At 44.6% G+C, this 26584-nt stretch carries 21 protein-coding genes; 11 read left to right on the top strand and 10 right to left on the bottom strand.

The genetic code is table 11. The features are described from left to right. Positions 1-76: 76 nt before the first annotated feature. The 4 genes from OW495_RS03180 to OW495_RS03195 are packed head-to-tail and all read right to left on the bottom strand — an operon-like array spanning position 77 to position 6360. A complete protein-coding gene (locus OW495_RS03180) occupies positions 77-1132 on the bottom strand; it encodes an AraC family transcriptional regulator (RefSeq protein ID WP_102513698.1) in 1056 nt (351 codons plus the stop codon). Then, positions 1129-4308 (bottom strand): efflux RND transporter permease subunit, encoded by a 3180-nt coding sequence (locus OW495_RS03185; protein WP_102513699.1) that lies wholly within the window; start codon positions 4306-4308, stop codon positions 1129-1131. The genes OW495_RS03180 and OW495_RS03185 overlap by 4 nt, the downstream gene beginning before the upstream one ends. Further along, positions 4305-5483: an efflux RND transporter periplasmic adaptor subunit gene (locus tag OW495_RS03190; protein WP_289884969.1), complete on the bottom strand. Its 1179-nt coding sequence runs from the start codon at positions 5481-5483 to the stop codon at positions 4305-4307. The genes OW495_RS03185 and OW495_RS03190 overlap by 4 nt, the downstream gene beginning before the upstream one ends. Further along, the gene (locus OW495_RS03195) at positions 5473-6360 is read right to left on the bottom strand and encodes an ABC transporter six-transmembrane domain-containing protein (RefSeq protein WP_032545844.1); all 888 of its coding nucleotides are present in this window, start codon (positions 6358-6360) and stop codon (positions 5473-5475) included. Before OW495_RS03195 ends, OW495_RS03190 begins: the two co-directional genes overlap by 11 nt. A gap of 180 nt (positions 6361-6540) precedes the next feature. Between OW495_RS03195 and OW495_RS03200 the strand changes: the two genes are divergently transcribed. From OW495_RS03200 to OW495_RS03220, 5 genes are all read left to right on the top strand, one after another. After that, a complete protein-coding gene (locus OW495_RS03200; protein WP_102513701.1) occupies positions 6541-7146 on the top strand; it encodes a hypothetical protein in 606 nt (201 codons plus the stop codon). A gap of 11 nt (positions 7147-7157) precedes the next feature. Further along, entirely contained in the window at positions 7158-8069 is a 912-nt protein-coding gene (locus tag OW495_RS03205) for a sterol desaturase family protein (RefSeq protein WP_102513702.1), read from the top strand. 8 nt (positions 8070-8077) lie between these two features. Beyond that, positions 8078-8752, top strand: a complete 675-nt coding sequence (locus tag OW495_RS03210) for a response regulator transcription factor (protein WP_102513703.1) — start codon at positions 8078-8080, stop codon at positions 8750-8752. Continuing rightward, positions 8749-10041 carry a HAMP domain-containing sensor histidine kinase gene (locus tag OW495_RS03215; protein ID WP_102513704.1) on the top strand — a complete coding sequence of 431 codons (1293 nt, stop codon included), beginning with the start codon at positions 8749-8751 and terminating at the stop codon, positions 10039-10041. Before OW495_RS03210 ends, OW495_RS03215 begins: the two co-directional genes overlap by 4 nt. 87 nt (positions 10042-10128) lie before the next feature. Beyond that, positions 10129-10281, top strand: a complete 153-nt coding sequence (locus OW495_RS03220; RefSeq protein ID WP_009844874.1) for a hypothetical protein — start codon at positions 10129-10131, stop codon at positions 10279-10281. Between the two features lie 117 nt (positions 10282-10398). On the opposite strand, the gene OW495_RS03225 is transcribed toward OW495_RS03220, so the two are convergent. Next, on the bottom strand, positions 10399-10722 hold the full coding sequence (locus OW495_RS03225; protein WP_048660369.1) for a DOPA 4,5-dioxygenase family protein: 324 nt from the start codon (positions 10720-10722) through the stop codon (positions 10399-10401). Between the two features lie 182 nt (positions 10723-10904). Further along, positions 10905-11762: a glutathione-dependent disulfide-bond oxidoreductase gene (gene yghU, locus OW495_RS03230; protein ID WP_102326905.1), complete on the bottom strand. Its 858-nt coding sequence runs from the start codon at positions 11760-11762 to the stop codon at positions 10905-10907. Positions 11763-12037: 275 nt separating this feature from the next. Here yghU and OW495_RS03235 point away from each other — a divergent pair, with 275 nt between their 5' ends. Continuing rightward, positions 12038-12382, top strand: a complete 345-nt coding sequence (locus tag OW495_RS03235; RefSeq protein ID WP_004730279.1) for a YajD family HNH nuclease — start codon at positions 12038-12040, stop codon at positions 12380-12382. Positions 12383-12555: 173 nt separating this feature from the next. Here the strand turns inward: OW495_RS03235 and OW495_RS03240 are convergent, their stop codons facing one another. Next, positions 12556-12936 (bottom strand): hypothetical protein, encoded by a 381-nt coding sequence (locus OW495_RS03240; RefSeq protein WP_017105054.1) that lies wholly within the window; start codon positions 12934-12936, stop codon positions 12556-12558. 594 nt (positions 12937-13530) lie between these two features. On the opposite strand from OW495_RS03240, the gene OW495_RS03245 reads away from it, so the two are divergent. The 3 genes from OW495_RS03245 to OW495_RS03255 all read left to right on the top strand — a co-directional run bounded on the left by OW495_RS03245 (position 13531) and on the right by OW495_RS03255 (position 18989). After that, positions 13531-14769, top strand: a complete 1239-nt coding sequence (locus OW495_RS03245) for an OFA family MFS transporter (protein WP_065105442.1) — start codon at positions 13531-13533, stop codon at positions 14767-14769. 57 nt (positions 14770-14826) lie between these two features. Then, the gene (locus OW495_RS03250; RefSeq protein ID WP_102513705.1) at positions 14827-16491 is read left to right on the top strand and encodes a VRR-NUC domain-containing protein; all 1665 of its coding nucleotides are present in this window, start codon (positions 14827-14829) and stop codon (positions 16489-16491) included. A gap of 143 nt (positions 16492-16634) precedes the next feature. Beyond that, positions 16635-18989, top strand: a complete 2355-nt coding sequence (locus tag OW495_RS03255; protein WP_289884980.1) for a fatty acid cis/trans isomerase — start codon at positions 16635-16637, stop codon at positions 18987-18989. Between the two features lie 176 nt (positions 18990-19165). On the opposite strand, the gene torS is transcribed toward OW495_RS03255, so the two are convergent. Then, complete coding sequence (gene torS / locus OW495_RS03260; protein ID WP_102513706.1) at positions 19166-22171, bottom strand: TMAO reductase system sensor histidine kinase/response regulator TorS; 3006 nt, start codon at positions 22169-22171, stop codon at positions 19166-19168. A 93-nt stretch (positions 22172-22264) separates the two neighbouring features. Between torS and torT the strand changes: the two genes are divergently transcribed. Continuing rightward, positions 22265-23293 (top strand): TMAO reductase system periplasmic protein TorT, encoded by a 1029-nt coding sequence (torT, locus tag OW495_RS03265; protein WP_289884982.1) that lies wholly within the window; start codon positions 22265-22267, stop codon positions 23291-23293. A gap of 60 nt (positions 23294-23353) precedes the next feature. Further along, positions 23354-23809: a methylglyoxal synthase gene (locus OW495_RS03270; protein WP_017105060.1), complete on the top strand. Its 456-nt coding sequence runs from the start codon at positions 23354-23356 to the stop codon at positions 23807-23809. 121 nt (positions 23810-23930) lie between these two features. On the opposite strand, the gene OW495_RS03275 is transcribed toward OW495_RS03270, so the two are convergent. After that, entirely contained in the window at positions 23931-24281 is a 351-nt protein-coding gene (locus OW495_RS03275; protein ID WP_289884985.1) for a VOC family protein, read from the bottom strand. A gap of 109 nt (positions 24282-24390) precedes the next feature. After that, entirely contained in the window at positions 24391-26466 is a 2076-nt protein-coding gene (gene helD / locus OW495_RS03280) for a DNA helicase IV (RefSeq protein ID WP_289884986.1), read from the bottom strand. Between the last annotated feature and the right edge of the window lie 118 nt (positions 26467-26584).

A 26584-nucleotide genomic window follows, 5' to 3' on the forward strand; every position in this document is an offset into this window, starting at 1 on the left:
AAACAGAATAAAGGCTCCTCATTTGAGGAGCCTTTTTATTGGAATTAGCTAACAAACTGAAACGCTCGGTCTGGTGTTACTTTTCTAATGTCGTTAAGATGGGCAACTGGAAAGAGAACGTCACCCCTTCCACATCGTCATCATCAATCTGGCGAATCATCTCTACCAAATAACCTTGCACATCTAACTTCAAACCTTGTTGCTCAACCGCCTTAAACAGAGCTTCTAAGGCCGTGCTGTACGCCACATCAGAAACCAGATAAACGTCGCTGCATAAGTAGTAGCCTTCAGGAATGGTCATATCGTAACGATCTTTCGCGACTTGCCAATTTCCAATTTCAGCGTCGATGTCGTCCCATTTATTATTCATTTGCTTGATCGGCGTGGTGCCCATCAAATGCGTCGATTTCTGACCATAGATTTCAAATACCGTGTCCCAATCAGGATCTTCCAACTTAAGCTTTTGCATACCGCGTTCTGGATACCAAACCAACTCGATCGGCATAGACTTAACTAGCTCTTTTTCCATCGAAGACTGCACGCCTGGATGTGCCAATTTCTGGATGAAGTCTGCCGTTTCCTTAGGTGTCGCGTTGTAGCCCATTTCTCGAATATGTTTCGCAGTAACACCAAGCTCGCGCTTAAGCGCCTTACCTAGTGACTGCGACGATGAGTAGCCACAATACTGAGCTATTTCAATCACGCTCCACGGCTCATCATTGATCAACAAACCCACCGCGATTTGTAATCGAACACGACTCAGGTACTGACCCGGAGTTTCGTTAAACAGCTCGCTAAACTGACGATGAAAATGATAGGGCGAAATCGCGCTCTCGGTTGCAATTTCTTCCCACGTACGACGCTCCCCCCACTCTTCATGCATCAAGGTCAATGCATGCGTAAAGCGTTTTTGAAGGTGCTCTGGCAAAGATTCAATCAATGTAATCTCAGGCACCAGTTTAAAAGCTGGTTCTAAATGCAAAGCAGGTTTGTTCTCTTGCGTCATACAGTCTTGGGTCTCTGGTACATTGGCTTTAGTCTTACTGTCAGCTAGCTTCGCCGAACTGGACAGCTTTATTGAACTAGGCAGCTTGGCTTCACTATCGTCTTTGTCCTTTATAAAATCAATCACGAGCGCTCCAAAGTGAGTTCTTCTAATGAACCTTTTGCGCGTAACTCTTGTTCAATTAAATCTTTTTCATCTAGTTCTTTTTCAACTAGCGGCGGCTTGCGACAAAACAAACCAAGCAACACCGGAATCAAAATCAGAGTCACCGCAGTGGCAAACAACTCACCAAACACCAAAGATACTGCTGCTGGTTTCAAGTATTGCGCCTGTTCTGCGGTTTCGCTTAACAATGGCAACAATCCACACACAGTGGTAATGGTTGTCAAGAAAATCGCTCTCAAGCGGCTAGTACCCGCAATGACTAACGCTTGCTGTAACGGTACACCTTGGCGATATTCGCTATTAAAGCGCGTGATCAACACTAGCGAGTCGTTAATCACGATGCCTGTCATGGCCATCATGCCGAACATCGAAAGAATACTGATGGGTAAATCCATCAAGTAATGACCAAAAATCGCGCCTGCGAATCCAAACGGTATCACTGCCATGATAATCATCGGCTGCCAATAGGACTTCAAAGGCACCGCCAACAAGATGTAGATCATGATGAGCGTTAGTATCATCGCTGATTTGAAGCCGTTCGACACCTCACCTATCTCTTCAAATTCGCCGCCCGCTTTTATCGTCACACTCGGAAACTGTAAGTGCAGAGATTCAATCGTATCTTCGAGTTGCTCACGTGTTTTTTCTGGTGATTGCAGGTCTCGGTTCTGCTTCCAATACAGGTTGATCACTTGCTCTCGGTCACGGCGGTAAACCACTTGTGGCTCTTGCTCATGACGAAACTCAGCAATATCCCCCATCATCACACTTCCGCCATTAGGTAACACGATAAGAGCCTGTTGTAGCTGAGCTAAGGTTCTGCGTTCATCTCTCGGATATTGCAGAAGCACCTTGGTCTCTTGCCCATTTTCTAATAAACGATGCACTTCTCTTTCACCAAACGCTTCGCCTGCTAGCTGAGCCAGTTTCGCTTGCGTTAACCCAAGTTGCTGACCATATTGATTCAATACCAATCGAACTTGCGGCAAACCATCCTGACCATCGTCGTAGACATCCGATACGCCTTTCAACGAGGCTAAGGTATCCGCTAACTCCTCACTAACTAGGGAAGCAAGTTCACGATCATTGGAAGAGATCGTTAAGAATGTTCCACCAGCAGGCTCCTCTGCCGCGCTGAATTTAACCGAATAAGCGCCTTCTATTTGCCCTGTGTTTTCTCTCCATCGCTTCAACAATAAATTACCCGGCAATGAGCTTAAAGATTCATTGGTGAGCTCAGCCGTCACTTCAATCTCGCCATAGCCATCAGACCAAGCAAGCAGGTTCACAACAGGCTTTTTTTGTAATGGGTAATCGTTCATCAAGCCTTTTTCTACTTGTGTCATTGCTTGCTCAACTTGCAACAAGGCTTGGCGCTGTAAAGGCAACGGCGCGCCATCTTCCAGCTCAATAACCGCGGTGATGTAACGCCCCGGAATTTCAGGGAACAACGCACTGCGAATCGCACCGTTAGACCACATACCGTAAGCCAGTGAGATAGCTGCCACAAACCCAAGTAAGGACGCGACTTTGTAGCCAAGTGCAAACTCCAATACTGGCTTGTAGATGTTGAAATTAAACCACTGTAACCCGCCCTGAGCAGCATTCTGAACCTTGGCGAACAAACCCGTTGATGGCTTTTTCACAGAAAGCTGAGCCAAGTGTGACGGTAAAATAAACTTGCTTTCGATAAGCGAGAATATCAGTGCAAAGATCACCACGGCTGAAAACCCAGCAAGCACCTTAGCTAGCTCATTGTTAATCCATAACATTGGAGAAAACGCAGCGATGGTTGTGAGCACACCAAACACGGTAGCCACTGACACTGAGTTAACGCCCTGCCAAGCGGCTGTTTTTCCGTTTATATTTGAGAAACCATTGATATTAGGAGAATAGCCAACATTACCCGTCCGTTTTTCATGTATGGCTTCACCTACGACAACTGCATCATCCACCAGCACACCGAGAACCAAGATAAAGCCAAACAGTGTGATGTCGTTGATGCTGTAGTTGAACAACTGCATTGCTGCCAACGTTCCAGTCAGCGCAATTGGAATACCCATTGCGACCCAAAAGGCGAGCCTGATTTCAAGAAAGATCCCAAGTAGAACTACGACGATCAATAAGCCTTGCCATGCGTTTTCACTCAAACGAAATAGCTGGTCTTCAATGTAAGGCGCCATATCGGCCATGGTATTCAACTCAATATCCGACGGCAAAATCGCACGTTGTGCATCCAGCGTTTCACTGATAGCTTCACTGACTTTAAGCAGGTTGTCGGTTTGGCTCGTACTGACCAATAATGCGATGGCGTTAGAGCCGTTGTTACGCACGATAGAACCACTGTATTGGTAACCACGACTTAACTTGGCGATGTCACCCAGCAGTATTTTTCCGTTGCTTCCTGAAATCACAACAAGCTGGTTCAACTTCTGTAGATCATCGGCGTATCCGTCACCACGAATCACCATTCGACCTTTGTCACTAATCAGCTCACCGCTTCGAGTCTCAAGCGAACGCTGCTCAACGAGCTCTGCGAGATCTTCTAAGCTCAACCCTAACGCTTTCAGCTGGTCAGGGTCGGGCTCGATAACAAGTTGAGATGTGCGAGTTCCCCAATTTGATACCTTCGAGATACGCGGATTCTTCTTCAGTGCTTGTTCAAGTTGCTTAGCGATAGGTTGCAGTTCGTCATCGGTTCTTGGCCCCGACACCACCACAAACGCCGCTAAATTGGTAAATTCGTTTCGCACAACTTGTGGCCTGTCCGCTTGCACGGGAAAACCATTGATCGCGTTGACTTGATTGCGAATGTCATCCAGAAGCTTGTCTAAATCTGTGCTGCTGGTTTTACGAACCATGACCTCAGAAACCCCAGCACTCGACTGACTGGTGATCTGTTTGATGCCTGCAATGCCACTGATTGACTCTTCGATTCGCTGCGTAACACTCTCATCGATCTGCTGCGCCGTACCGCCAGGGTAAGTAACGCTGATACTGATGGAAGACGGTGCGATTTGTGGGAACGACTCGACACGTAATTGTCCGAACGCAAGCACACCACTGATAACAATCGCCATCATCAATAAATTGGCAGCAACAGGGTTATTGATAAACCATTTGGTCATCCAACTCATTGGTTTGCCTCCTCAAGCTGTTCATCAGCGGATTGGCTCGCGTTCATGGATTCTGAACTATCATCTTGGTAGAAGTTAGGCGCTACTTGCTTACCAATTAACATCGAAGAAAGCGGATATTGCACCACTCTGCGAACCTGTTCACTTTGCTGATTAAACCTAATATCAAGCACCTGATTACCTTGCCCAATCAAGGATACCAACTCTTTACGTAGACGATCATTGTTGTCTAACGTCCACACATATCCGTCTCGTGTCATTGCACTTAAAGGTAGGCTGACTACGTTATCCTTCAGCCCTAGGTTAACCACAGCCTGAACCTGCTGATTTGGAAACAATCTTGGCTTGCTTTGATAAGGTGCCTCAACCGAAAGCACGACTTGTCTTTGGCGAGTGACCGAGTCAACTTGCGGAGACACATAGCGCACCTTGGCAGGCCACTGATCCCCAGAGCGGTTCACCACAGTGATACTTGGCTCACTCAGAGCGGCTTGGACTTGTTGCCAATGCATTTCAGAAATCGGCAACTCGATATCAATCGAATCACTGGCAGCCAATTCAAAGGTCACTTGTCCTGCCTCTATCCACTCTCTCGGGCTGATATGGCGCTTCATGATCACCGCATCAAAAGGCGCGGTAATCACTGATTCTTCCAACAACTTCTGTGCACTTAGGTAAGCCTGTTTCGCTTGTTTCAGATTAGCTTTCGCTGCAAGTAATTGAGGCTCTCTGCGAGCAAAAGACGAACTCGTTTTGGGGTTAAGCATCTTTAGAGCGACCGTTTGCTCATGCTTAGCCTGCTTCAATTCCAATTCTGCTTGTTTCAATAAGCTCAACGCCTGAGCCAAGTTCGCATCTACTGCGCTAGTATCTAACCTTGCTAACACATCGCCTTTGTTAACCAAATTCCCCGGTTCAACGCTTTCATCTAGCCATTTCAACTGTGCACTGCTCGACGCTTTCAACTGTACTGGCCAACGCGCAGCCGTTACACCTAATACCGTTAACGTCGATTGATGCTGTGATGGTGTCACCTCTAACACTGAAACGGGGACAAGGACGGCTTCTTTCTTCACTGGTTGGGTAGCTTCAGGTTCCAATTCATCAACGACAACCAACGCGATAAAGATCGCTGCGCAGCCGACTAATACAGAAAGTGGCTTTTTAAATTTCATGAGGTATCTCCTTGGTAACCTGTTGAATGGAGGTGTGATTAAGGCGCTGACTGATCTCAGTGAGACGAGAAAGGGTTTGTAGCGTGATTGGTAGCATCACTGCGGTTTCAACAAACTCAAGTGAATAGGTAACGATGGAGAACACTTGCCCCGCAGTCGGTTCGATAAGCTGACTCACCATCCATAAATTGCCGATGACCGCGCCAAACAACACGATAAAAATCAGCCCATAGACAACAGCTTCGGTATCAGACAGCTTGATTTCACACTGTTTTAGGCGCTCAAAGTGCCAGCGGAGTGCAGATAAACGAACACCGCTCAGCAATTTCACTTGCTGTTCAACTTGGTCGTTAAATTGGCCATTGAGTCGTGTAAATGTTCGGTGAAATACGCCGTAGATAACCAGCATCGATAGCCCTGCAAACAACATGCAAAGCGCCAATGAGAAGTGAAAGGTTGAGAGGATAACCACCGTCGCGACCAACTGAACTACCGCCGTCATTAAAGTAGGCAAATCATCTTCTAGGAAATCAACTAGCTCACGAGACATGGTGAGTCGGGCGTCTTTGGTCGAAATAGATAAACCGCGCAGGTTGCGCTCAACAAGGTTTGCCAGTTTTACGCGAATAGCACCATACACACGGGTATCGTAAAAACGACGAACGACACTGATGATCACCAGTACAAAAAGAATCAGTGCCAACATCATCAAAGGCTGAAAGCTTTGGTTTAGCACTCCGTCGATGGCGTAACCAATAAACAGCGGCAGCAAAATAAGCATCACGTTTTCAGCCAATACCATTAACCAAGTCGCGGCGACCTTTAATGGATTAAGCCGAATAATCGTCAGCAGTGAGATGGGATATTTGAATAGCATTATTGAGCCCATAAATGAATATGGCGCCAGTATTACCAATCCGACATGGAAAAAAGTGTCCCAAATTGCTGTATTAACAAATTAGACGACAGACTCGCTTAGTAACTAGATCGGTTACCTTTTGTTTACCTCACCTCATTTACTGTCCTTGATAAGAAAAACGAACAACAAGGAAAGAGCATGAAATTATTCGCTTCATTACTCACGACCGTCGGTATTACTGGTGCTGTCTGGGGGCTATTACATATTCAGCCTGCGATTGCGGATGCATCGACGGAGCAGCCAATAACTGTGTCATCAACGAACAAGTCATCAATCGACAAACAGCCAAAAAACAAGTCCGTAGAGGTCAAACAACAGGCGACTGCAAACACGACTTACCTGCAAGGTTTGAGTAAGACGATTCCTTTAGACGACGTGCCAGATCTATGGGTCGATTTCTATCAGCAACTCGGCACCAACGATAAAAACATTGAGCAACAGCAGAAAGTCATCGTGATCTATCAAGACATCAGCTTAGATTTCAGCGAAGCAACAATCACAATTGGCTTCGCGACTCAGCAATCAAAATTAAATAAAAACAAACCCTTAATTAAGATTCCAAGCAAAGCCAAGGGCACCCTTCTGCTAGGTAAAGGCGAGCATACTGAACAGGAACTAGCACATGCTTGGGAAGGTATCGCGATTCTAAAAGAAGTGGATATGGTTATAGAACATCACCAGCTGAATCAGCATGGGTTGCCAGATTCTAGTGCGTTATACGTCTATTATAAGAACAATCAGTAAAGGATTTAGTTATGGATTTCACTATGGATAGCATTGGGAGTTTTCTCTCTCAAACATTCTCAGAAACGAGCATCATCCTTACCGAAACTTGGGTAGATGATAACTTTCTACTGCTTGCTCTGGCTCTGTTTATCTTTGAGCTTATCCGCTATGCCTTTAAGAAAAAGCTCAGCTGGAATATGTTGGGAGACAGCGCAACTAACTTAGTCACCTTGTTCTTCTTATTGGTTACCGTTTTCTTTGTCGGATTAGCCTATGTGGGCGCGTTTGTTTACGCCTACGAGAACTTCAGCCTAACTCAACTTCCGATATCTGGTTGGACAATTCTTGGTTGCTTGATCTTGGCCGATCTCGCGTACTACTGGGAGCATAGGTTCTTGCACAGCAACGGTTTAGCTTGGGGAACACACTCGGTTCACCATAGCTCGCCTTACTTTAATATCTCAGTTGCTTACAGGTTTGGGCCGTTAGATTGGTTCTTCCCGTTCTTCTTCCACTTGCCATTAATTTTGCTCGGCTTTAACCCGTTTGTAGTGCTGATGTGTGAAACCTTTGTGCAGCTTTATCAAACGCTATTGCACACCGAAACAGTTAAGCGCCTGCCCCGCCCTGTTGAAGCGGTGTTTAATACGCCTTCACACCACAGAGTGCATCACGCAACCAACAAGCAGTATCTTGATAAGAACTACGCTGGGATCTTTATCATTTGGGATCGTATGTTCGGTACTTTCGCCAAAGAAGAGGAAGAAGTCAGATACGGTGTGTTCCCGAGAATCAACGCTGTGAACCCATTTAAGGTATATTTCCACGGCTACGTTAAACTGTGCCAGCAATTATGGCATGCGCCAAATTGGAACTACCGACTACAACTTCTTATTCAACCGCCGATTTGGGCTTGGAAAAGAGAACGAGAAACAAAGTAAGGACACTTATGAGTATTAACGCCCTGTTAATTGAAGACGACAGTGACTTGGCAGAAGCCATTGCAGACTATATGGAACTCGACGGTTTCGAATTCGATTTTGCTTACAATGGCAGTGCTGGACTCAATCTTGCGCTAGAGGGGCGTTATGACATCATCTTAACGGACATCAACATGCCCAAAATGGACGGGCTTGATGTCTGTCAATCTCTTCGCCAACAAGGTGTCACGACACCTATCCTTATGTTAACGGCAAGGGACACATTACAAGACAAAATCGCTGGGTTCGAAGTGGGTTCGGATGACTATCTAGTGAAGCCTTTTGCGATGGAAGAGCTCAAGGTACGGTTGATGGCGCTGATACGTCGCTCTCAAGGTTCGGTGACGTCGCTGTCTGTCGCAGATCTCCAACTGGACTTAGACAAGCACCAAGCCCTTAGAGACGGCAAGCTATTGAAGCTCTCTCCAGTATGTTGGCGAATGCTTGTGATGTTAGTGCGAAACAGCCCTAACGTGGTGGCCAAAGCCAAGCTTGAAGAAGCATGGGAAGACGAAATGCCAAGCTCTGACAGCGTGAAAGCACACCTGTTTAAGCTTCGACAAGTGGTTGATGCGCCCTTTGACTCAAAACTAATTCACACGGTTCATGGTATTGGTGTGGTCTTGCATGAGGAGCCATCATGAAACACGCGAACATGAATCGAGTCAGTATTAAGCGCGACATTTACCTCTATTTATTTGGTATCGTCGTGCTACTGACGGCCATCTACAGTTTGATGGTTTCACAGAGCTACCATATTGGCCTTAATGAATCGGCAAAATATGGATTCTTGTATGAATTGGAAGTCGCAGAGCAGCAATACATCGAAACAGGGCAACTGCCAGACTACCAAAACCCAACATTCCAAGCCTTTCTAAGCTATTCAGATCTGCCTGCCAAGTTTCAACAAACCTTTGATTGGAAAGCGTTTGATAACGATGCGATTTATGAACACTACGAGCAATCACCTAACAATGATTCAGGCCAATACCTCTATGCCGCTAAACATCAAATTTCAGGTAAAGACGAAGCTTTGTATATTATTTCTGAGTACGATGAAGCCATCTACTTGAATCTATTCGAGCTGAACCCACCTGATTCCGTCAACCAAATTAACAATGCCTTCATTGCCATCGGCGTCCTATTGCTCTTGGTGTTCTTGATCATTCGCCTTCTGATACATCGAGTTACTAAACCGATCATTACCTTATCTAAATGGTCTGAATCTCTGGATGTGGGCAACACTGAAGGGCTGACTCAGTTTCGATACAAAGAAATCGACCAGTTGGCTTCGCAGCTTGTTAAGAGCGTACAAGGTGAGCGTCAGGCCAATGAGCGTGAGAGCTTTTTCTTAAGAGCAGCTAGCCACGAGTTAAGAACACCGATTGCCACTATTTCAGCCAGTGGCGATATGCTGGTTCGGTTGTCTGAAACTATCCCTAACAGTGGCCAACGAGCGGTAGCGCGAATCCAACGCTCAGCCACCAACATGAAAGCCTTGGTAACAACGCTGCTGTGGATGAGTCGTAATAACGAGATAGAGACCAACTATGAGCAAATCAAGCTTACTCCTCTACTCAATAATATTATCGAAAGCCAACGTTATCTTCTCAAAAACAAAGAAGTAGAGATCCACACCAAGGTCGATCAAGAAGAACACTCCCTGCCCCGCGAGTTAACTGAGGTTGTGATCACCAACTTAATCCGAAATGCATTTCAACATGGTGGCAGCGGAGATATCAGCATCACACTATCAGAACATCAATTTGAGGTAATTAACCGTTTGGAAGATGAAAACCTAGCAAACGACTCTGAACAACAAACCTCTTTTGGTATCGGCCTAGAGCTCATTGATCGCGTTTGTCAGAACCAAGGTTGGCGTTTTACTCATGAAACCCACAACAATGAGTTCATCGTCAAAGTCATGCTGTAGCGGTTTTCTAGGTGGTTAATTGATGGTGACCAAAAGTTTACCTTGGCTTGGTTATGCTAGTTGCACAATCTAGTTAGGAGTTATTTTATGGGCACTTGGATTTTAGAAACACTATTGTGGGCTGTGGTAACCGTGGCGGTTTGTGTCGCGATTTGGGGTCTTTACTTACCTAATATATTAATCGCATTAGGCGTGTCGGTAGCGGTATCGCTGTTACTGGGGAATAGCTGGAGAAGCTAGAATTTCGGCAAGAAGACAATGAACAAAACAAGGTGTGCACCGACACACCCGACAGCACCTAAGTTACTAAGTTACTAAGTTCGATTATTAGATACACACTGTCGGGCGCGAATTAAACTAGCTACTCAGTGTATCTTCAAACACACCCAGCTCACGACCAAGCCAAATAGCTCGAACCGTGTGGTCTAGCGTTTCTTCGCCGCCCGTTACTGGGTGAATCAACACCGACATATCGCCGCGCTCTTGCTCCAACCACTCAACAATGCCTGACTCTTTGTTCGCAAAGTGAATCTCAAACATCGGCATCTTATGTGGCCCAACCAAACGCTGTATTAATGGGAAAGTCTCTAACACATCTTTACGTTCCGATAGAATTTTCTGACGCAGTGTTTCTGCTTGCTCTGCAAATCGCAGAGGGAAATAGATATGACCGTGGTACATGGCACCATCCTTTAGAATTATGATGTCGCAAGTTTATACCTAAACCGCCTTTAATAGCTAAATCTAAATAGGTGAACTTACTTTCGGAAGGATCAATTTGAAATGGGAAAACTAGAGTTTGTTACTCGAACGAATCGAAAACAAGCTCTAGTGGTATTGATGTCGGTTATCGCTTTAAATCACTACGGGCGTAGCTTTAAAACACGGTCGATATCTTCTGCAGAATGGCGCTCGGGTACTTGCTCCCACTCTTCACCGAATGATCGGTTCACTACTCGGCCACGCTGAAAACCTTCACGCGCTTCTAATAGCTTCGCCCAGCGCACAACGTTGGTGTAAGACTCAACTTGTAGGAACTCAGCTGCATCGTAAATTTTGCCTAATACAAGGTTGCCATACCAAGGCCAAATCGCGATATCTGCAATGCTTAGCTCTTCGCCCGCCACAAAAGTACTATTTGCAAGTTGCTTGTCTAGCACGTCTAGTTGACGCTTAGCTTCCATCGCAAAGCGGTTAATTGGGTACTCTTGCTTTTCATCAGCGTAAGAGTAAAAGTGGCCAAAACCACCACCCAAGAATGGTGCTGAACCTTGAGCCCAGAACAACCAGTTAATGGTTTGTGTTCTCGCTGCCCCTTCTTTTGGTAAGAAGTGACCAAATTTTTCAGCTAAGTGCATCAAGATAGATGCCGATTCGAAAACATTCACGTCTTCAGCACCAGACTTATCAACGAGTGCCGGTATTTTGGAATTTGGATTCACTCCAACAAAACCAGAAGAGAACTGTTCAGCTTCACCAATGTTAATCAAATACGCATCATATTCAGCTTCTTTAACACCTGCCGCTAACAACTCTTCCAGCAAGATAGTGACTTTTTGACCGTTAGGTGTACCAAGAGAATACAATTGAAAAGCATGGTCACCAACAGGAAGCTCTTTATCAAAACGAGCGCCAGATTCAGGACTATTGATATTTGCCCACTTGTTACCACCATCAGTATCGTTAACCCAAACTTTTGGCGGTGTGTATTGTTCTGACATGATATTTCCTTATTAATATAGGGTAGCTTTAACTGATATTAGGTCACGCTCCCTTGGTTAAAACCCCTAAATACAATTTCTTTTCAAACTGTTAAGCATGGCTTATTCCAGAAAGACATAACCTGCTTTATGAGATAGCACACGAAAAAGATAAGTGCCCAATCAAACCTAAGCCACATAACGGTCAGTACGAAACATGATTTAGTCACGAGATGCCTACAGGTTAAAGAAAGCTGTGATAAAATCGGGAGATTACAATTGATAAGGATTTGGCAATGTCTTCTGATTACACTGGCTCGAGTGCAGCGTACGCTCGCCAAGAGAAAGGCTACCGTGAAAAAGCACTAAAACTGTACCCATGGGTTTGTGGTAAGTGCGCGCGTGAATTTGTTTACTCGAACTTAAGAGAGCTGACCGTTCACCACGTCGATCACGACCATACAAACAACCCTGAAGATGGCAGTAACTGGGAACTATTGTGCCTGTACTGTCACGATCATGAACACTCAAAATACACAGATCATGACCGTTACGGTGTTGATGCCAAGGCTCGTTTAGACGACCACCAATCAGCGACCCATAACCCTTTCGCCGACCTAGCGAAGTTGATGAAGAAGTAAATGATTCCTTCTTTTTAAAAGCGAGTCGTTCGAATAACAAAGAAACCCCAGTATGTCGCCATACTGGGGTTTCTTTTATCTGCCGTCATAACCAAAAATAGAGTTTAGGTAGGCCGGTTCAAAAAGAGCCTTCCGAAGAAAGCTCTTTTTAGAATTCTGTATTAGGTTTGCAATTAAGCTGCTGCTTCCTTGCGAGACTCTTCTACCTGCTTAGCGCGTTTTTTTAGAATCAACTTATCGCGGTATGTAAACCAAACGTAAGACACTACCACTAAGAAGAACAGGTATGACAATGAGAAAATGAACGGCGATTGAATAATATCGTTCGAGATACCCCAAGAAACACCGACAACCGTCACTGCAATTTTCGCGAAAAAGCCACACATCAATAGCATTAAAGCCAACTGTGGGAAACGCGTACTGCGGAAAGCTAACCAATAGCAACTACCTACTGCCAATGCAGCAATATAGAAGCCAAACAAGAAAGAGTGGATATGGTCAGCTGCCGCTAAACCACCAGAAATTGACATCAATAGAATTAAAAACAGTTTCATAATACTCGCCTCGCCATAAGTTGGAAACGCATCCTTTCAAATTTGGAATCTCAGTTTGCGTACTATTTTCCCACTTTTTCTCAACAACACAACCCCTCTAATCGAACAAAATGTAAGCAAAGGTACTACCAAAAACCAACCGTAACAACTGGTTAACATTTTGTTTTTAATAAAACTCCGTTACTCCTTGTCTCATATGGACAAAGCGGTGTTTTGATTTATTTTGTTACACAAAATTAACCTTAGAAAATATTTAAAATAATTCGTAACTCTGTGATATCCGCACAGAATACGTGGCCATTCAGAAATACTTATCGAAGAACCCCTTAAAAAATAAGCCCGTCATGCGAAAAAGAACAAAATAGAAAGGTATTAAACACAATTGCAAAACCAATAAAAAACAACCTATTAACAAGTTTGAGTTTATTTACCAAAAATGGAAAAAGAGATTCCAATCACATTTTTATTGGTTATAATCCGCGCTCTTTTGCGCTGTCTGTTGATAAACGCAAACTAATTTTGAAGAAACAATCACAATAACCCGTCTTTAGTTAAGTGGCTCACCACTGACCAACGACAAAACTGAGAATAAAAATGAGCAAGATTGATAAAGCATCACGTATCCTGCTAGCAGGCTTCTGTATCAACCTTTGTCTTGGCATCCTGTATGCTTGGAGTGTATTTAACAAGGCGCTAGTGACTGAAGCTGGTTGGAGTGCTGCTGAAGCATCTTCACCTTACGCTATTGCAACTATCACATTCTCTGTTTGTCTTCTTGTTGCAGGCATCCTTCAAGACCGTATGGGCCCACGTAAGATCCTTATTCTTGGTACAGCGCTTACTGGCCTAGGTATGATTGCTTCTGGTTTCGCTACGACTCCTATGATGCTAAACCTAACGTTTGGTGTGATGACAGGTGCTGGTATCGGCTTCGGTTACGCATGTCTTTCTCCATCAGCAATGAAATGGTTCCATTCTTCTAAGAAAGGTATGGTTAACGGTCTAATCGCTGCAGGCTTTGGTCTTGCTGCTATTTACCTAGCACCACTAACTTCTGCGCTAATCGATAGCATGGGCATCCAAACAAGCTTTATGATTCTTGGTGTTGGTGTACTTGCAATCGCAGTACCTCTAGCGGCAACGATCAACAACCCACCAGCGGATTACACGCCAGCTGAGCCTAAAGTAAAAGAAGGCCAAGCACCTAAAGCGGTTAAGAAAACTGAAGACCTAACGTGGAAAGTAATGCTGAAGACTCCTCAGTTCTACTCTCTATGGATCATGTACGCATTTGCTGCTTCTGTTGGTCTTATGATCATCGGTAACATCACTACGATTGCTAGCGTTCAAGCGAACCTACCAAACGCGGTTTACCTAGCGTCTATCCTTGCTGTATTCAACTCAGGCGGTCGTGTTGCTGCGGGTATGCTTGCAGATAAAATCGGTGGCGTACGTACTCTACTTCTAGCATTCATCCTTCAAGGCGCGAACATGGCTCTATTCGCTACGTTCAACTCTGAATTCACGCTAATCATTGGTACGGCTATCGCAGCTGTTGGTTACGGTACGCTTCTAGCAGTATTCCCAACACTAACTGCTGAATTCTACGGCCTGAAAAACTACGGTACTAACTACGGCGTGCTTTACACGGCATGGGGTATCGGTGGTGCCATCGGCGCAGCGGTTGTTGGTTACTCAATGACAAATGGCGAAGGTTACAGCCTAGCTTACACAATCTCTGCAGCTATGATGGCAGTGTGTATTGTTCTAGCAATCATCACGAAGCCTATCTCAGAAGCTAAAGTTTCTGAACTAAAAGCATCTCAAGCTTAATCGTCAGAAAAGATTGAATTTGTTACTGAAGAGCTTAACCTTAGGGTTAGGCTCTTTTTGTATCAAGCGACTAACCCATTGACGATAGAAACCACTCCTCAGCTCTCCCCTACTTATTATCTCGACAACTTTAATCGACTAATTGAACACGCTCAAACACTCTATCCCGATCTTCTGAGTGACGATGAATGCCGGTGGTTGTCGGAATACAAACGTCTTTCGGTTGCAAGCCAGTGTCTAATCGTTCGTTTGCTTTCTCGCAAGGGCAGCTGGTTTCGAAGTGATAAGCTCGACTATGCTGAGATTCCAGATCTGAAAAGCGCCCTACAAGAGCTAAACGCATCGAACTTCATTGCGTTAAGTCACCCAACTGAACAACATAACCTCGTCATTAGTGATCTCGAATTAGGGTTGCATCTACTGACTAAACCAGAGCTGTTCAGCGCATTCCCGCCTCTTAAGAACAATAAGACAGCGAAGAAAGACGAGCTCTTGGCTTTGCTCGATCACCAAGCTTTTGATCAGTTCCCAAACTTGTCGTTCGATTGTATTTACGTTGTCGAATCTGAAGTTATTGATGTCTTGCTGCTACTGTTCTTCGCCAATACTTATCAAGATCTAAGCCAATTCGTTCTGAGCGATCTTGGACTCAACACCTTCGAAAATTACCCGTTAAGCAAACAGCGTCGTTTCTTCACCTCTAGAGAACAACTCAATCAACTGATCCAGATACGTGATATACACCGTCAATACTCTGAGGGTGATCGTAAAGACCCTGAGTATCTTGAACATCTTTTACAATCGATACCCGCTGAATCGGAGCATAAAGGCATAACTAGAAAACGATCGCGTTTGATCAACGATATCGCCCGCGATCTAGAAAGGCTCAACCAAAACGACCAAGCTGTCTTTTGGTTCAAACAATCCGAACTTCCTCCGAGCAGAGAACGACTTGCACGCATCTATGACAAGCAAGACGAGCTAAACTTAATGTGTGACATTGTCACGCAAATGAAAGCTACTCCATCGGATGTGTCAGAGTTGGAAGTCGCGATTAAGCTTGAAGATAGACTACTACGGAAACAAGGGTACAAAGTTTCGCGGACCATAAAGCCGAGCTGCAAAGAGATGAGACTAGAATTGGACCTAAGCCAAATGCGAGTCGAACTTGCGGTGAAGCAACATTTCGAAAACCAAGGTTGGGAAGTCTACTTTTCAGAGAACAGTTTTTTATGTGGGTTGTTTGGCTTAGCCTTTTGGGAAGTAATTTTCGCAGACGTTGAGGGCGCATTTATCAATCGCTACCAACATCGCCCTCTGGATCTGTACCATTCAGATTTCGTAGACAAGCGAGTTGAACAGATCGAGGCTGTGTTTCAAACCATATCCGAGCAAGGGCTAAACCAATTACTTGATATCTACGACCAAAAAAGCGGTATTGCTAACCCTTTTGTTCATTGGAATCACTTTCCCAAAACGCTCATAGAACACAGCATCGACTCCATTCCCAATGTCTTAATCGTCGAGCTATTCAAAGTGATATTGAGTGATCTAAAGCTATTTAGAACTGGGATGCCAGATTTGATTGCGTTCAAGGACGATGAATTTCATTGGATTGAGGTAAAAGGGCCCGGCGACAAATTGCAAGATAACCAGTGGCGATGGATCAAAGAGTTTGAGCGATTGTCTGTTCCATTCTCGGTTTGCTACGTTAATCAGTAACGCTTTACTCGCCAGTATGGCAAGCGATTCGAAAGGTTACGTTATTCAATCCCATTAATATGTTGTCTATAAAAACGTTAGAACATGAGCATTTTCAATCATTTTCGATATAATTAGAGAAAATGCCTAATCTTTAAATACGTATGAATCTGAAAAAACTCTTCATTTTAGCTTTTGTTAGCATCTTCTCAGGTTGTGCCGTTTACGCTGGTCTTAACTTCGATGAGCTATTCGGTAAACAAGAAGTGCGTGATCGTCAGGCTCCTATTCTCTCAGCCCAAGCACAGCATTTCATCGACGAAGTAAAGCCCATTATTGATAACCGCTGCGTAGTTTGTCACGCTTGCTACGACGCGCCCTGCCAGTTAAAGATGTCTTCAGTGGAAGGCATAGACCGAGGTGCAAGCAAAGCACTCGTTTATCAAGGCACACGTTTAACGGCCTCTGCGCCTACCCGTTTGTTTGAAGATGCGATCACGACGCAAGAGTGGCGTGACGCAGATTTCCATCCGGTATTGAATGAACGTATGCAGAATTCAACCGCAAACCTCGATGCTGGATTGGTTTCTAGGCTGCTAATCCAGAAAGAGAACCACCCTCTTCCTGATCAGGCGCAACTTGAGGGTTTCGACTTTTCAACCGATCGTGACCAACAGTGCCCGACCATTGAAGAATATGCTCAATACGAAAGTGATTACCCAACTTGGGGAATGCCTTATGGCATGCCGAACTTGGATAAAACGGAGTACGCGACCTTAATGAGCTGGCTAGAAAATGGCGCGCTCATGAACGACCATATCCCTCTCAACGATGCCGAACAGGCACTGGTTGATGTTTATGAAAGCTTCCTAAATAAAAGTGACAACCGAAGCCAACTATCTGCTCGCTACATCTATGAGCACCTGTTTTTGTCACACCTGTATTTCTCTGATTTAGCTCAGCCAACGCGCTTCTTCACCCTTGTTCGCTCAGCAACACCTCCTGGTGAAGCGGTTCAGCGAATCAGCACACGACGTCCTTACGACGATCCAAGCGTTGATCGAGTGTATTACCGTTTGATTCCAGAACAAGGCTCAACTGTCGATAAGACACACATGCCATTTGCCTTAAATGATGAGCGCCTGCAAAAGTGGAACACGTGGTTTGTAGATGCGAATTATGAGGTTCAAGCTTTGCCTAGCTACGACATTGATGTCGCCGCAAATCCGATGACGTCATTTGATTCACTGCCTGTGAATTCCCGTTTTAACTTCATGTTGGATAACGCGCAGAACACCATCATGGCTTTCATCAAAGGCCCTGTATGTAGAGGGCAACTGGCACTTAATGTAATCAACGATCGCTTCTGGATTGTCTTCATTGATCCGGACAAAGCAAACGTACCAGAGATCAACGCGTTTTATGCAAGCCAGAAAAAGAACTTAAAACTGCCTAGTGAGCTTAAAAGTAATACGGTTCCAGTGACGCATTGGGTGGGATACGCAAAACAGCAAGCACGGTACCTGAATGCGAAATCCGACTTTACCAATAAATGGTTTGAGAGTGGCGTAAACCTAGATACAGGCATCATCTGGGATGGCAACGGCACTAATGCTAACGCTGCGCTCACCATTTTCAGGCACTTTGACAGCGCCTCAGTTGTTCAAGGTTTAGTTGGATCTCAGCCTAAAACCGCATGGATCTTAGACTACGCATTATTAGAACGTATTCACTATTTGCTTGTGGCAGGCTTTGACGTTTACGGCAATTTTGGCCACCAGCTGATGACTCGTATGTTTATGGATTTCTTGCGTCTTGAAGGCGAAAGTAATTTCTTAACCTTGCTGCCAAAAGACATCAGACACGTTGAACATTCTAGCTGGTACAAAAATCAAAGTGTTCAGCTGAGCGACTTCTTGCAACGCAACATTGCACCTTTCGCGCAACCGACCAACGTGGTTTACAAAACGGCTGATCCTAAGCGTGAACTGCTGAATATGATCAAAGATAAACTCGAGCCTGTCCTTAATGACCGTTTCGAGATAGTCGACACGGGTTTTAGTCAGAAAAATGAAGCACTGCTTCGACAAGTTAGCCTAGTGCGAGGCGAAGGTTTACGTCACTTCCCACCACTGATAATGATGATGATTGAAGGTAAAAACGGTCAAGATCAGCTGTTCACTGTTATCCACAACAACGCGCACACCAACATCTCAAGCCTGTTTGATGAAGAAGCGAACCGCGATTACATCAATGATGACTTAACGATAGTGAGAGGCGTTGTCGGAAGCTATCCAGCGGCTTATTTGTCTTTAACTGAAGAGCAAATACCGACTTTAGTATCAACACTGCAAGGACTTAAGTCTGAAGAAGATTACGTCGCAATGCTCGACAAGTTTGCCGTACGACGCAGCTCAAGTGAGTTCTGGCCTTTCAGTGACCGCGTACACCGCTGGTACAAGCAAGATCAGCCGATAGAATACGGCTTGTTAGATTACAACCGTTTCGAAAATAGATAGTCGTCTTATACAGAACAACAGCAACGAACATGTCATTGCTTGCTCAAATAAAACGCCTCTGAACGGATAACCCGTCAGAGGCGTTTTTTTGAAGTCAGAAAAAGCTCGATAGCATTAACCGGTGCTTTTCAAATAAGTGACTACTCGCTCGTACCTTGTTACTTATTAAAGGTCATTCAAACATGCTGCTTGAGTGCAATTAGTGAATCTTTCGTGAGTTCAGCTAGAGAGTCTGCATTCTCTCTGTACTGCTGCAATGGTTCTGAGCTTGCCTCTATGACTTGGCAAGCCGTGTAAAGTTGCAACAAACCTAAACTGCCCGCTGACCCTTTCAATTTATGGGCGAGAGACTTCACTTCACGCCCATTATCCGAATCACTCGCCTCGACCATTTCACGCAAAGTAACGCAGCTACTCTCTTCAAATAGCCCCACAATCTGCTTCATTTTTTCTAAGCCGAGAATGGACAAGTCACCTTTGATGACATTGGAATCAATCAATTTCACAGGAATCTCTCCTTGCTCTTCTGTTTGCGAAGCCTGAGTAGCTAGCTCAGAAAAGACACTCGCCATCTGAGATGAATACAACTCGTTACCTTTATTCTTACGAGCATTGTTATTTTTACTGCATATAGAATCGTCGGGATCGGGTTGTGGCAGTAGCAAAGCCTTGCCATCAAGCTGGTTCACAATAAGTTGAGCAAGCGCCTCTTTTTCCAACGGTTTAGGTAGAAACCCATCAAAGCCAGACGCTAAATAGCTTTCAACTTCCTCGTTAAAGACATGAGCGGATACGGCAATCATAGGCGGTGCATACTGTTCTGGAACATCTGCTGAAATCACAACAATCTCTTTCAGTTGTTGGATTAATTCAACGCCATCACAGTCAGGAAGATTAATATCGACTAAGGCAATATCGAAAGTTTGTTCGCTAAAAATAGTCCGAGCTTCTTGGCCCGTTGTCGCGATGACAACCTCATGCCCTAGGTTATGTAAAAACCCTTCAGCAACAATGCAGTTAACTGGGTTATCCTCAATTAACAGTACCTTGGCGCGGATACAGGTTTCAACAGCCACAACTTTGGTTTCAATTTTTTCACCTACTTGTAATGGTAGAGAGAACCAAAATTGACTGCCTTCACCTTCTTCGGAGTGAACACCAATGTCGCCATTCATAGCCAACATAACGCTTTTACTGATCGCGAGACCTAACCCAGTACCACCCGTTTTATTACGACCACTATCGGTTTGGCTAAATGCATCAAACAGGCACTTCTGTTCACTTTCATGGATACCGACACCAGTGTCAGATACTTCAAACATAACTCGATTTTCGTCTTCGACATCCAAGCTTATGAAGATATCAACGGCGCCATTGTCTGTAAATTTAATCGCATTGCCGACAAGATTGTTCAAAATTTGGCTAATTCGTGTCACGTCGCCACGCCAATAACGGTGAACATCGCTTTCGATATGGAAGTTAAAGTCTAGCTTCTTCTCACTTGCTCGACCTTCCATTAATTGGTAGGTGTCTTGAACCATCTGATGCAAATCGAATGAAGCGACGCGAATCTCAAGGTGCCCAGCCTCAATTTTTGAGTAATCAAGAACATCATTCAAGATTGCCAGCAAGTTCTTACCACTGCGGTTAATGATATCGGCATAACCCGACTGCAAAGGGTCTAGCCCCGTGTCTTTGAGCAGTCGCGCGGTACCCAGAACACCGTTCATCGGCGTTCTAATTTCATGACTCATGGTAGCCAAGAAAGCAGATTTAGCGCGGCTTGCTTGCTCGGCAGCGCTGCGAGCTTTAGCGTGGTTGCCGACTTCAACATTCAACTTTTCGTTGGTTTCTTGTAGTTGATAAGTGCGCTCGGTGATCAACTCCTCTAGGTGTTCTTTATGCTCTTCGAGTTCTCGTTTTGCTTTTGCTTCACCGACCGCGACCACTTGCAAGGCTTGCGCGGTATTTCTCGCGGTAATAATGGCTTCCCCCATGTGAGCGAGTTCATCGTTACCCTTAACTGAAATATCAATATTGAGGCGTCCTTGAGCAATCGACATCAGGGCTATGGAATACTCACCTAAGCGTTTAACCACGGAAATATAAACCACTCGCCACACAATAAACGCGACAATGATAAGACCCACGAGAGAGATAACCGACAACGACCATTGAGCCAGATTCAAGGTCGACGTTAACTCATCAACCGCTTTTTTCGTACTCAAGTTGGAGTCATCTACAAGCTGATTGACGGTGGTGTTGAGTTCGGAGAACAGCTGCAAAGTATTCTGCATTAAGAACTCAGACTTTTGCGTGTTTTCGTACTGTTCTAAAGAGATATCAAACACAACCTGACGTCGTTGCAACTCTTCAAGAAGCTGAGACATTTGAGCAGAGCGAGTTGGATCTTCGACCGCTTTAACACGGCGCGCCATGATTCTGAGGTTCGCTTCGAATTCCGTTTTAATCTGGTGAATACGCTCAACATTAGTAACGGTCTGAGTTTCTTCGATTTGATTAAGCATTTTGAAAGCCAACAGATGCAATTCGTGCAAGCGCTCAGATAAGTCGAGGTCGACTTCAACCAACGCATCTAGTGCTTGATAAGCCTTGTCGGTTTCTTTGGTTTCCAGCAGATCATAGATATGTGTGACATTAGCAACCGCAATGGTGGCCGTATTAAGAACTTGTGTACGAGTTAACTGTTCAAGTTCTTCAGCAAGCAAACGCATTTCTTCTACGCGTGACGAAAGTTCCTTGGTCAGCCATAGCTTTCGCTCGACGGAAACCCCTAACTCAGCCAGTGTATTGATGACGCTCTGAACGTTATTCTCAAGTTTCTGCAGAAGTTTGGAGTCGAAGCTATCGACACCCAACTCTTTGATGTGCTGAAGAAGTGACTCTAGTTGGTCAAACAGTATCGTGCCCGCTTTTTTCCTTTCGGCTTCGCTTCTCGCGCTAGAGAGTGTTTGCACAGACGATATAATACGATTACTCAGTTCAGAAACCTGACGAGCTTCAATCATCGCGGGTAACGCTGAATCAACAACGTTTCTCTCTGTTTTTGCTACGAAACTGAACCCAGAAACACCAATCAATGCAGACAAAAGAACCAGTAATGCCATCACTAAAAATGAGGCGAGTAGCTTGCGTCCAATACTTGCTGTGGCTAACAACATATACCCTAAACCTTAAAAACGTTCTTCTTTACCCATGCAGAATACGCTATATTTTGCAGTGTTTCTTATCTAAAACCAATAAAACGGCAATTCATGCTATCTAAACCCTTTGCTTCTAAATGTCTTCTTTCGTTACTGGCTATCATGGCTTCTTCAGCACATGCCGATGACTCAATGAACTCAGAAAAAACGTCAGGCTCTAAACCTAACAAAGAGAAAATCTGCGCCATTTATCCACACCTAAAAGATTCATATTGGCTATCGGTCAATTACGGCATGGTCTCTGAGGCGGAAAAACAGCAGGTTGAATTAAGAGTATTAGAAGCAGGCGGATACCCAAACATTGGTAAACAAGCCTCTCAGCTTGTGCTTTGTACTAAATGGGGTGCTGACGCCATTATATTAGGTACTGTATCTCCTGATGCTTATCACGATAATCTCTCTGATTGGGTTGGGAATACACCCGTTTTCGCCACTGTTAATGAACTAACCGTTAGTAAAGAACAGCAAAAAATTCTAAAAGGTACTGTCGGTGTTGATTGGTATGAGATGGGATTTCAAGTCGGTGAGTTTCTAGCTAAACGGCATCCAAAAGGTTCAGGGAAAACACCCATCGCCCTGCTTCTAGGCCCTCAGTCTAGTGGAGGCACAAAGCCTGTAGCATTAGGGTTCTATGACGCAATAAAGTCGAGCGACGTGGAGATTGAGGTCAGTTACTGGGCAGATAACGATAAAGAACTGCAAAGAAACCTTGTGCAACAAGTGATTGATGAGCCTGATATTCAATATATTGTGGGCAGTGCTGTCGCAATCGAAGCGGCGATTAGTGAATTGAGAGCGGCGGGAAAAACCGAAGAAATAGGTTTGATCTCAAGTTACTTGAGTCATGGAACTTATCGAGGGTTACTACGTAACAAGGTGTTGTTTGCACCAACAGACAAAATGGTTGAACAAGGTCGATTATCCGTTAAACAAGCCGTCAGTTACTTACGCGATCAACCATATGAGATACACAGTGCACCCACTATCGAAGCACTGACACCTGCAACGCTCAAAGATCAAATTATCGCCGACTCATTGTCACCTTCTGAGTTTCGTCCGGTATTCAGTGTGAATCCTTAGTGCTATATTGACTGAAGAACTCAAAACAATAAAAACGAAACAATCATTTAGGGAACATTCATGCAAAAAACAACGCGTACTATGCCAACGCATAAGAATATCGCTTTGGTCGCTCATGACCATTTCAAACCTGAGCTACTAAGATGGGTCAAAGAGAACAAAGAAAAACTACAAAAGCACTTCCTTTATGCAACGGGCACGACGGGTTCTCTACTAAGTAAAGAAACAGGCTTAGCGATTAAGAGCATGATTAGCGGTCCTATGGGCGGTGACCAACAACTGGGTGCGCTTATCTCTGAAGGCAAAATCGATATGATGATTTTCTTCTGGGATCCATTGAATGCCGTACCACACGACCCGGACGTAAAAGCATTGCTTCGTATCGCAAGTGTTTGGAACATCCCAGTGGCAACCAACCGCGCTACCGCTAACTTCTTATTTAACTCTTCACTGCTTGAAGAAGAAGTGGTCATCGAGATCCCAGACTACGAAGCGTATCTAGCAGAGCGCACGTAATCGCACGTTAAATGTGCTCTCTACTGAACAGACTAAAAAGCCTGCATTTTATCGCAGGCTTTTTTGTGTCTCGTTTTTCAGACATTAAACAATTCAATCATAGGCAGTGCAGTCGGTTCCTCTACTTGTCACTCCACACCGCCATCTCATTACCACTTGGCTCTTTAAAATGGAAACGTCTGCCACCGGGAAAACTAAAGATCTCGCGGTTTATCTGGCCACCTGCATCAATTACATCGCGCTCGGTTTGCTCAAGATCTTGGCTATAGAAAACCATCAACGCAGCGCCGTTATCCGTATCCGATGCCAGATCCGCTAAATAGAAACCGCCCATTAAGCCTTTAGCTTCAAAAGCTGAATACTCGGGACCATAGTCTTCAAAGACCCAACCAAACACGTGGCTGAAAAACGTCTTAGTTGCGGCGATGTCTCGCGCTGCAAATTCAATGTAGTTAATAGAGCCGTGTTCCATAGCGGATTCCTTCTGCTGTATAGCTTTTTCCTAATGATAATAGCTTACGCCCTAATTAGAATAGGTAGCGGGCTTAAGCTCTAATCTTAGACAGTTACGTCAATTGACATCACTTTTTACGAACAACGGGATAATCAGAACCATGCAGTTCTTGTACGAAGCCCGATCCGTCACCACTATGGGTAATCCAAACCTTCTCTTTCGCACGCGTCATTGCCACGTAAAACAAGCGTCGCTCTTCCGCATAAGGGAAAACATCTGACGATTCCGTCAAAGCACCATCAATATGAAGTTGCTTCTTCTTCGCAGGGAATTGACCTTCATCTACACAAAGTATAATCACAAAATCCGCTTCTTTACCCTTACTCGCATGACAAGTCATGAATTTCAGGTCAATGGATGTGAAGATCTTTTTCCAGTCTTCCAGTAGCTCTGGCTTGTGATAGTGATTACGCCCAAGCAGCATGACAGACTTGTTGGCTTTGCCTTTTGCTTGTCGGTTCAGCTGATCGAGGATCTTCTCAATATCTTTGCTTGAGGTACTGTAAACCGCCTTCTGTTTCTGTTGCTTGAAGCTATTCAGTTCTTTTGGCAATTGAATCGGGTTTTCTTGCACAAAGCGATTCGCAACTGCACCTAACTGATTGTTAAAACGATAAGTGGTATCGAGGTGGTGGATCGTCGAACTTTCAAACCTGTCTTTAAAGCCGGTCGTTAAATCAACATCCGCTCCAGCAAATTGATAAATAGACTGCCAATCATCACCCACAGCAAAAATCGAAGCTTGATGCTCGGCTTTAGATTGATTACACAAGGCTTCAACCAAGGCTAAACGGTCTGGTGAGATATCTTGATATTCATCGATCATGATGAACTTCCAAGGAGAGACAAACTTACCTTTCTCGACATATTGAGTCGCACGGCTGATCATGGTCGAGAAGTCGATATGATTCTCTTCTTTTAACACTTTCTGCCACGCAGTCACGCATGGCCAACACAGTGAGAGTTCACTGTTAAGACGCGTGTAGTCTCTATGATCGATAAGCTGCTGTTGCACTTCTTTTTTCGTTAAACCCGATGCGTTCAACTGTTCAAGCTGTTTTTCAAGCCAACCTATAAGCTTCAGGTTTGAAACGTGGCTGCCTAGCTCATCATCACCCGTTAAATAGGCGATTGGCCATTTAGATAAGTGTTTTTGCCAACGCTTGAAGTTGGTCGGTGTCATCCAGTGCTTCTTCAGCCAATCAATGCACCACGCTTGGCGTTGATTGTCATCCAAGGCTAAAGGAGAGATAACGACACGTTCGGTTTCAACCTGATTCAGGATCTTCAAACCTAACTGGTGGAAAGTATTAACTTGCACCTTCTCTGCTGACAAACCAATTTTACTGTCGAGGCGTTGTTTCATTTCTTGAGCCGCTTCGCGACCAAAAGCAAGCAACAATAACTCTTCAGCTTGCGCTTGATGGCTTTGCAACAAGTACGCGACACGCGCCGTCAAAACACTGGTTTTACCCGAGCCTGCGCCTGCAAGAATCAAGTTATGGTCATCGTTCATCAAAACCGCATATTGCTGTGACAAGTTCAATGGAGACGACTCACATTGAGCAAACAACACTTCCCAGTTCTTTCTTTCAGTCTCTAACCATTGTTGGTTTCTGTCAGCTTGCTTAATCTCGGTTTCAGATAGCCATGGCTGCATTCTCGCAACGCGTTTGGGCATACGCTGAGCGGCTTCTTCCAAAGTCATATTCATGTTTTCTAAACCAGAATTGACCATATCGACCCAGACATTCACTTTAGAGTGAGGAAGAAAGGCAGGAAGTTGCTCAAGACGTGTCAATTCAGCTTCCCATTGAGGAACGTGCTCAGCCAACTGTTCACATTGTGTGTCGTGCCATTTTTGATACGCGGCAACCGATGCTCGCGCAAATTGACGGCATTGCTCCCAAGGTAGACCTTGTACTAACCAGCTACGCTGTTTGCCATCTTGTTGATTGGCAAAAAACTGCAACGATCCCCAAAACAAGCCGCGCTTTATTGCGATCTTGCCACTCCAAATAGTAAACGGGATACGTTCTTCACTGCCAACTGAAGACAACAGTAGACGTGGACCATCAAGTTCTACCTGATGATATTCATTTTGGATAAAAAACTGTGCAGTCTTGTTAGCGCTTAGCTGCATTGGAGCGTGCTCTCTTATTGGGAATATTGAATTTATATCATGATGTTGTGAGAATTAATAATGTCTCTCATCTTATCGACGCTTTCATGACCACCTAAGGGCAATTATGGATAAGTAT

The organism is Vibrio sp. 14N.309.X.WAT.E.F5 (assembly GCF_030397615.1).
Classification (GTDB): Bacteria; Pseudomonadota; Gammaproteobacteria; order Enterobacterales; family Vibrionaceae; genus Vibrio; species Vibrio lentus.

Bases quoted from the DNA above. Each gene is read 5' to 3' on its own strand.
- OW495_RS03190 (WP_289884969.1), bottom strand. From the start codon at position 5,483: ATGAAATTTAAAAAGCCACTTTCTGTATTAGTCGGCTGCGCAGCGATC.
- OW495_RS03275 (WP_289884985.1), bottom strand. From the start codon at position 24,281: ATGGAACACGGCTCTATTAACTACATTGAATTTGCAGCGCGAGACATC.
- OW495_RS03210 (WP_102513703.1), top strand. From the start codon at position 8,078: ATGAGTATTAACGCCCTGTTAATTGAAGACGACAGTGACTTGGCAGAA.
- OW495_RS03255 (WP_289884980.1), top strand. From the start codon at position 16,635: ATGAATCTGAAAAAACTCTTCATTTTAGCTTTTGTTAGCATCTTCTCA.
- OW495_RS03215 (WP_102513704.1), top strand. From the start codon at position 8,749: ATGAAACACGCGAACATGAATCGAGTCAGTATTAAGCGCGACATTTAC.
- OW495_RS03225 (WP_048660369.1), bottom strand. From the start codon at position 10,722: ATGTACCACGGTCATATCTATTTCCCTCTGCGATTTGCAGAGCAAGCA.
- OW495_RS03270 (WP_017105060.1), top strand. From the start codon at position 23,354: ATGCAAAAAACAACGCGTACTATGCCAACGCATAAGAATATCGCTTTG.
- OW495_RS03185 (WP_102513699.1), bottom strand. From the start codon at position 4,308: ATGAGTTGGATGACCAAATGGTTTATCAATAACCCTGTTGCTGCCAAT.
- helD (WP_289884986.1), bottom strand. From the start codon at position 26,466: ATGCAGCTAAGCGCTAACAAGACTGCACAGTTTTTTATCCAAAATGAA.
- OW495_RS03200 (WP_102513701.1), top strand. From the start codon at position 6,541: ATGAAATTATTCGCTTCATTACTCACGACCGTCGGTATTACTGGTGCT.
- yghU (WP_102326905.1), bottom strand. From the start codon at position 11,762: ATGTCAGAACAATACACACCGCCAAAAGTTTGGGTTAACGATACTGAT.
- OW495_RS03195 (WP_032545844.1), bottom strand. From the start codon at position 6,360: ATGCTATTCAAATATCCCATCTCACTGCTGACGATTATTCGGCTTAAT.
- OW495_RS03240 (WP_017105054.1), bottom strand. From the start codon at position 12,936: ATGAAACTGTTTTTAATTCTATTGATGTCAATTTCTGGTGGTTTAGCG.
- OW495_RS03205 (WP_102513702.1), top strand. From the start codon at position 7,158: ATGGATTTCACTATGGATAGCATTGGGAGTTTTCTCTCTCAAACATTC.
- torS (WP_102513706.1), bottom strand. From the start codon at position 22,171: ATGTTGTTAGCCACAGCAAGTATTGGACGCAAGCTACTCGCCTCATTT.
- OW495_RS03235 (WP_004730279.1), top strand. From the start codon at position 12,038: ATGTCTTCTGATTACACTGGCTCGAGTGCAGCGTACGCTCGCCAAGAG.
- torT (WP_289884982.1), top strand. From the start codon at position 22,265: ATGCTATCTAAACCCTTTGCTTCTAAATGTCTTCTTTCGTTACTGGCT.
- OW495_RS03245 (WP_065105442.1), top strand. From the start codon at position 13,531: ATGAGCAAGATTGATAAAGCATCACGTATCCTGCTAGCAGGCTTCTGT.
- OW495_RS03220 (WP_009844874.1), top strand. From the start codon at position 10,129: ATGGGCACTTGGATTTTAGAAACACTATTGTGGGCTGTGGTAACCGTG.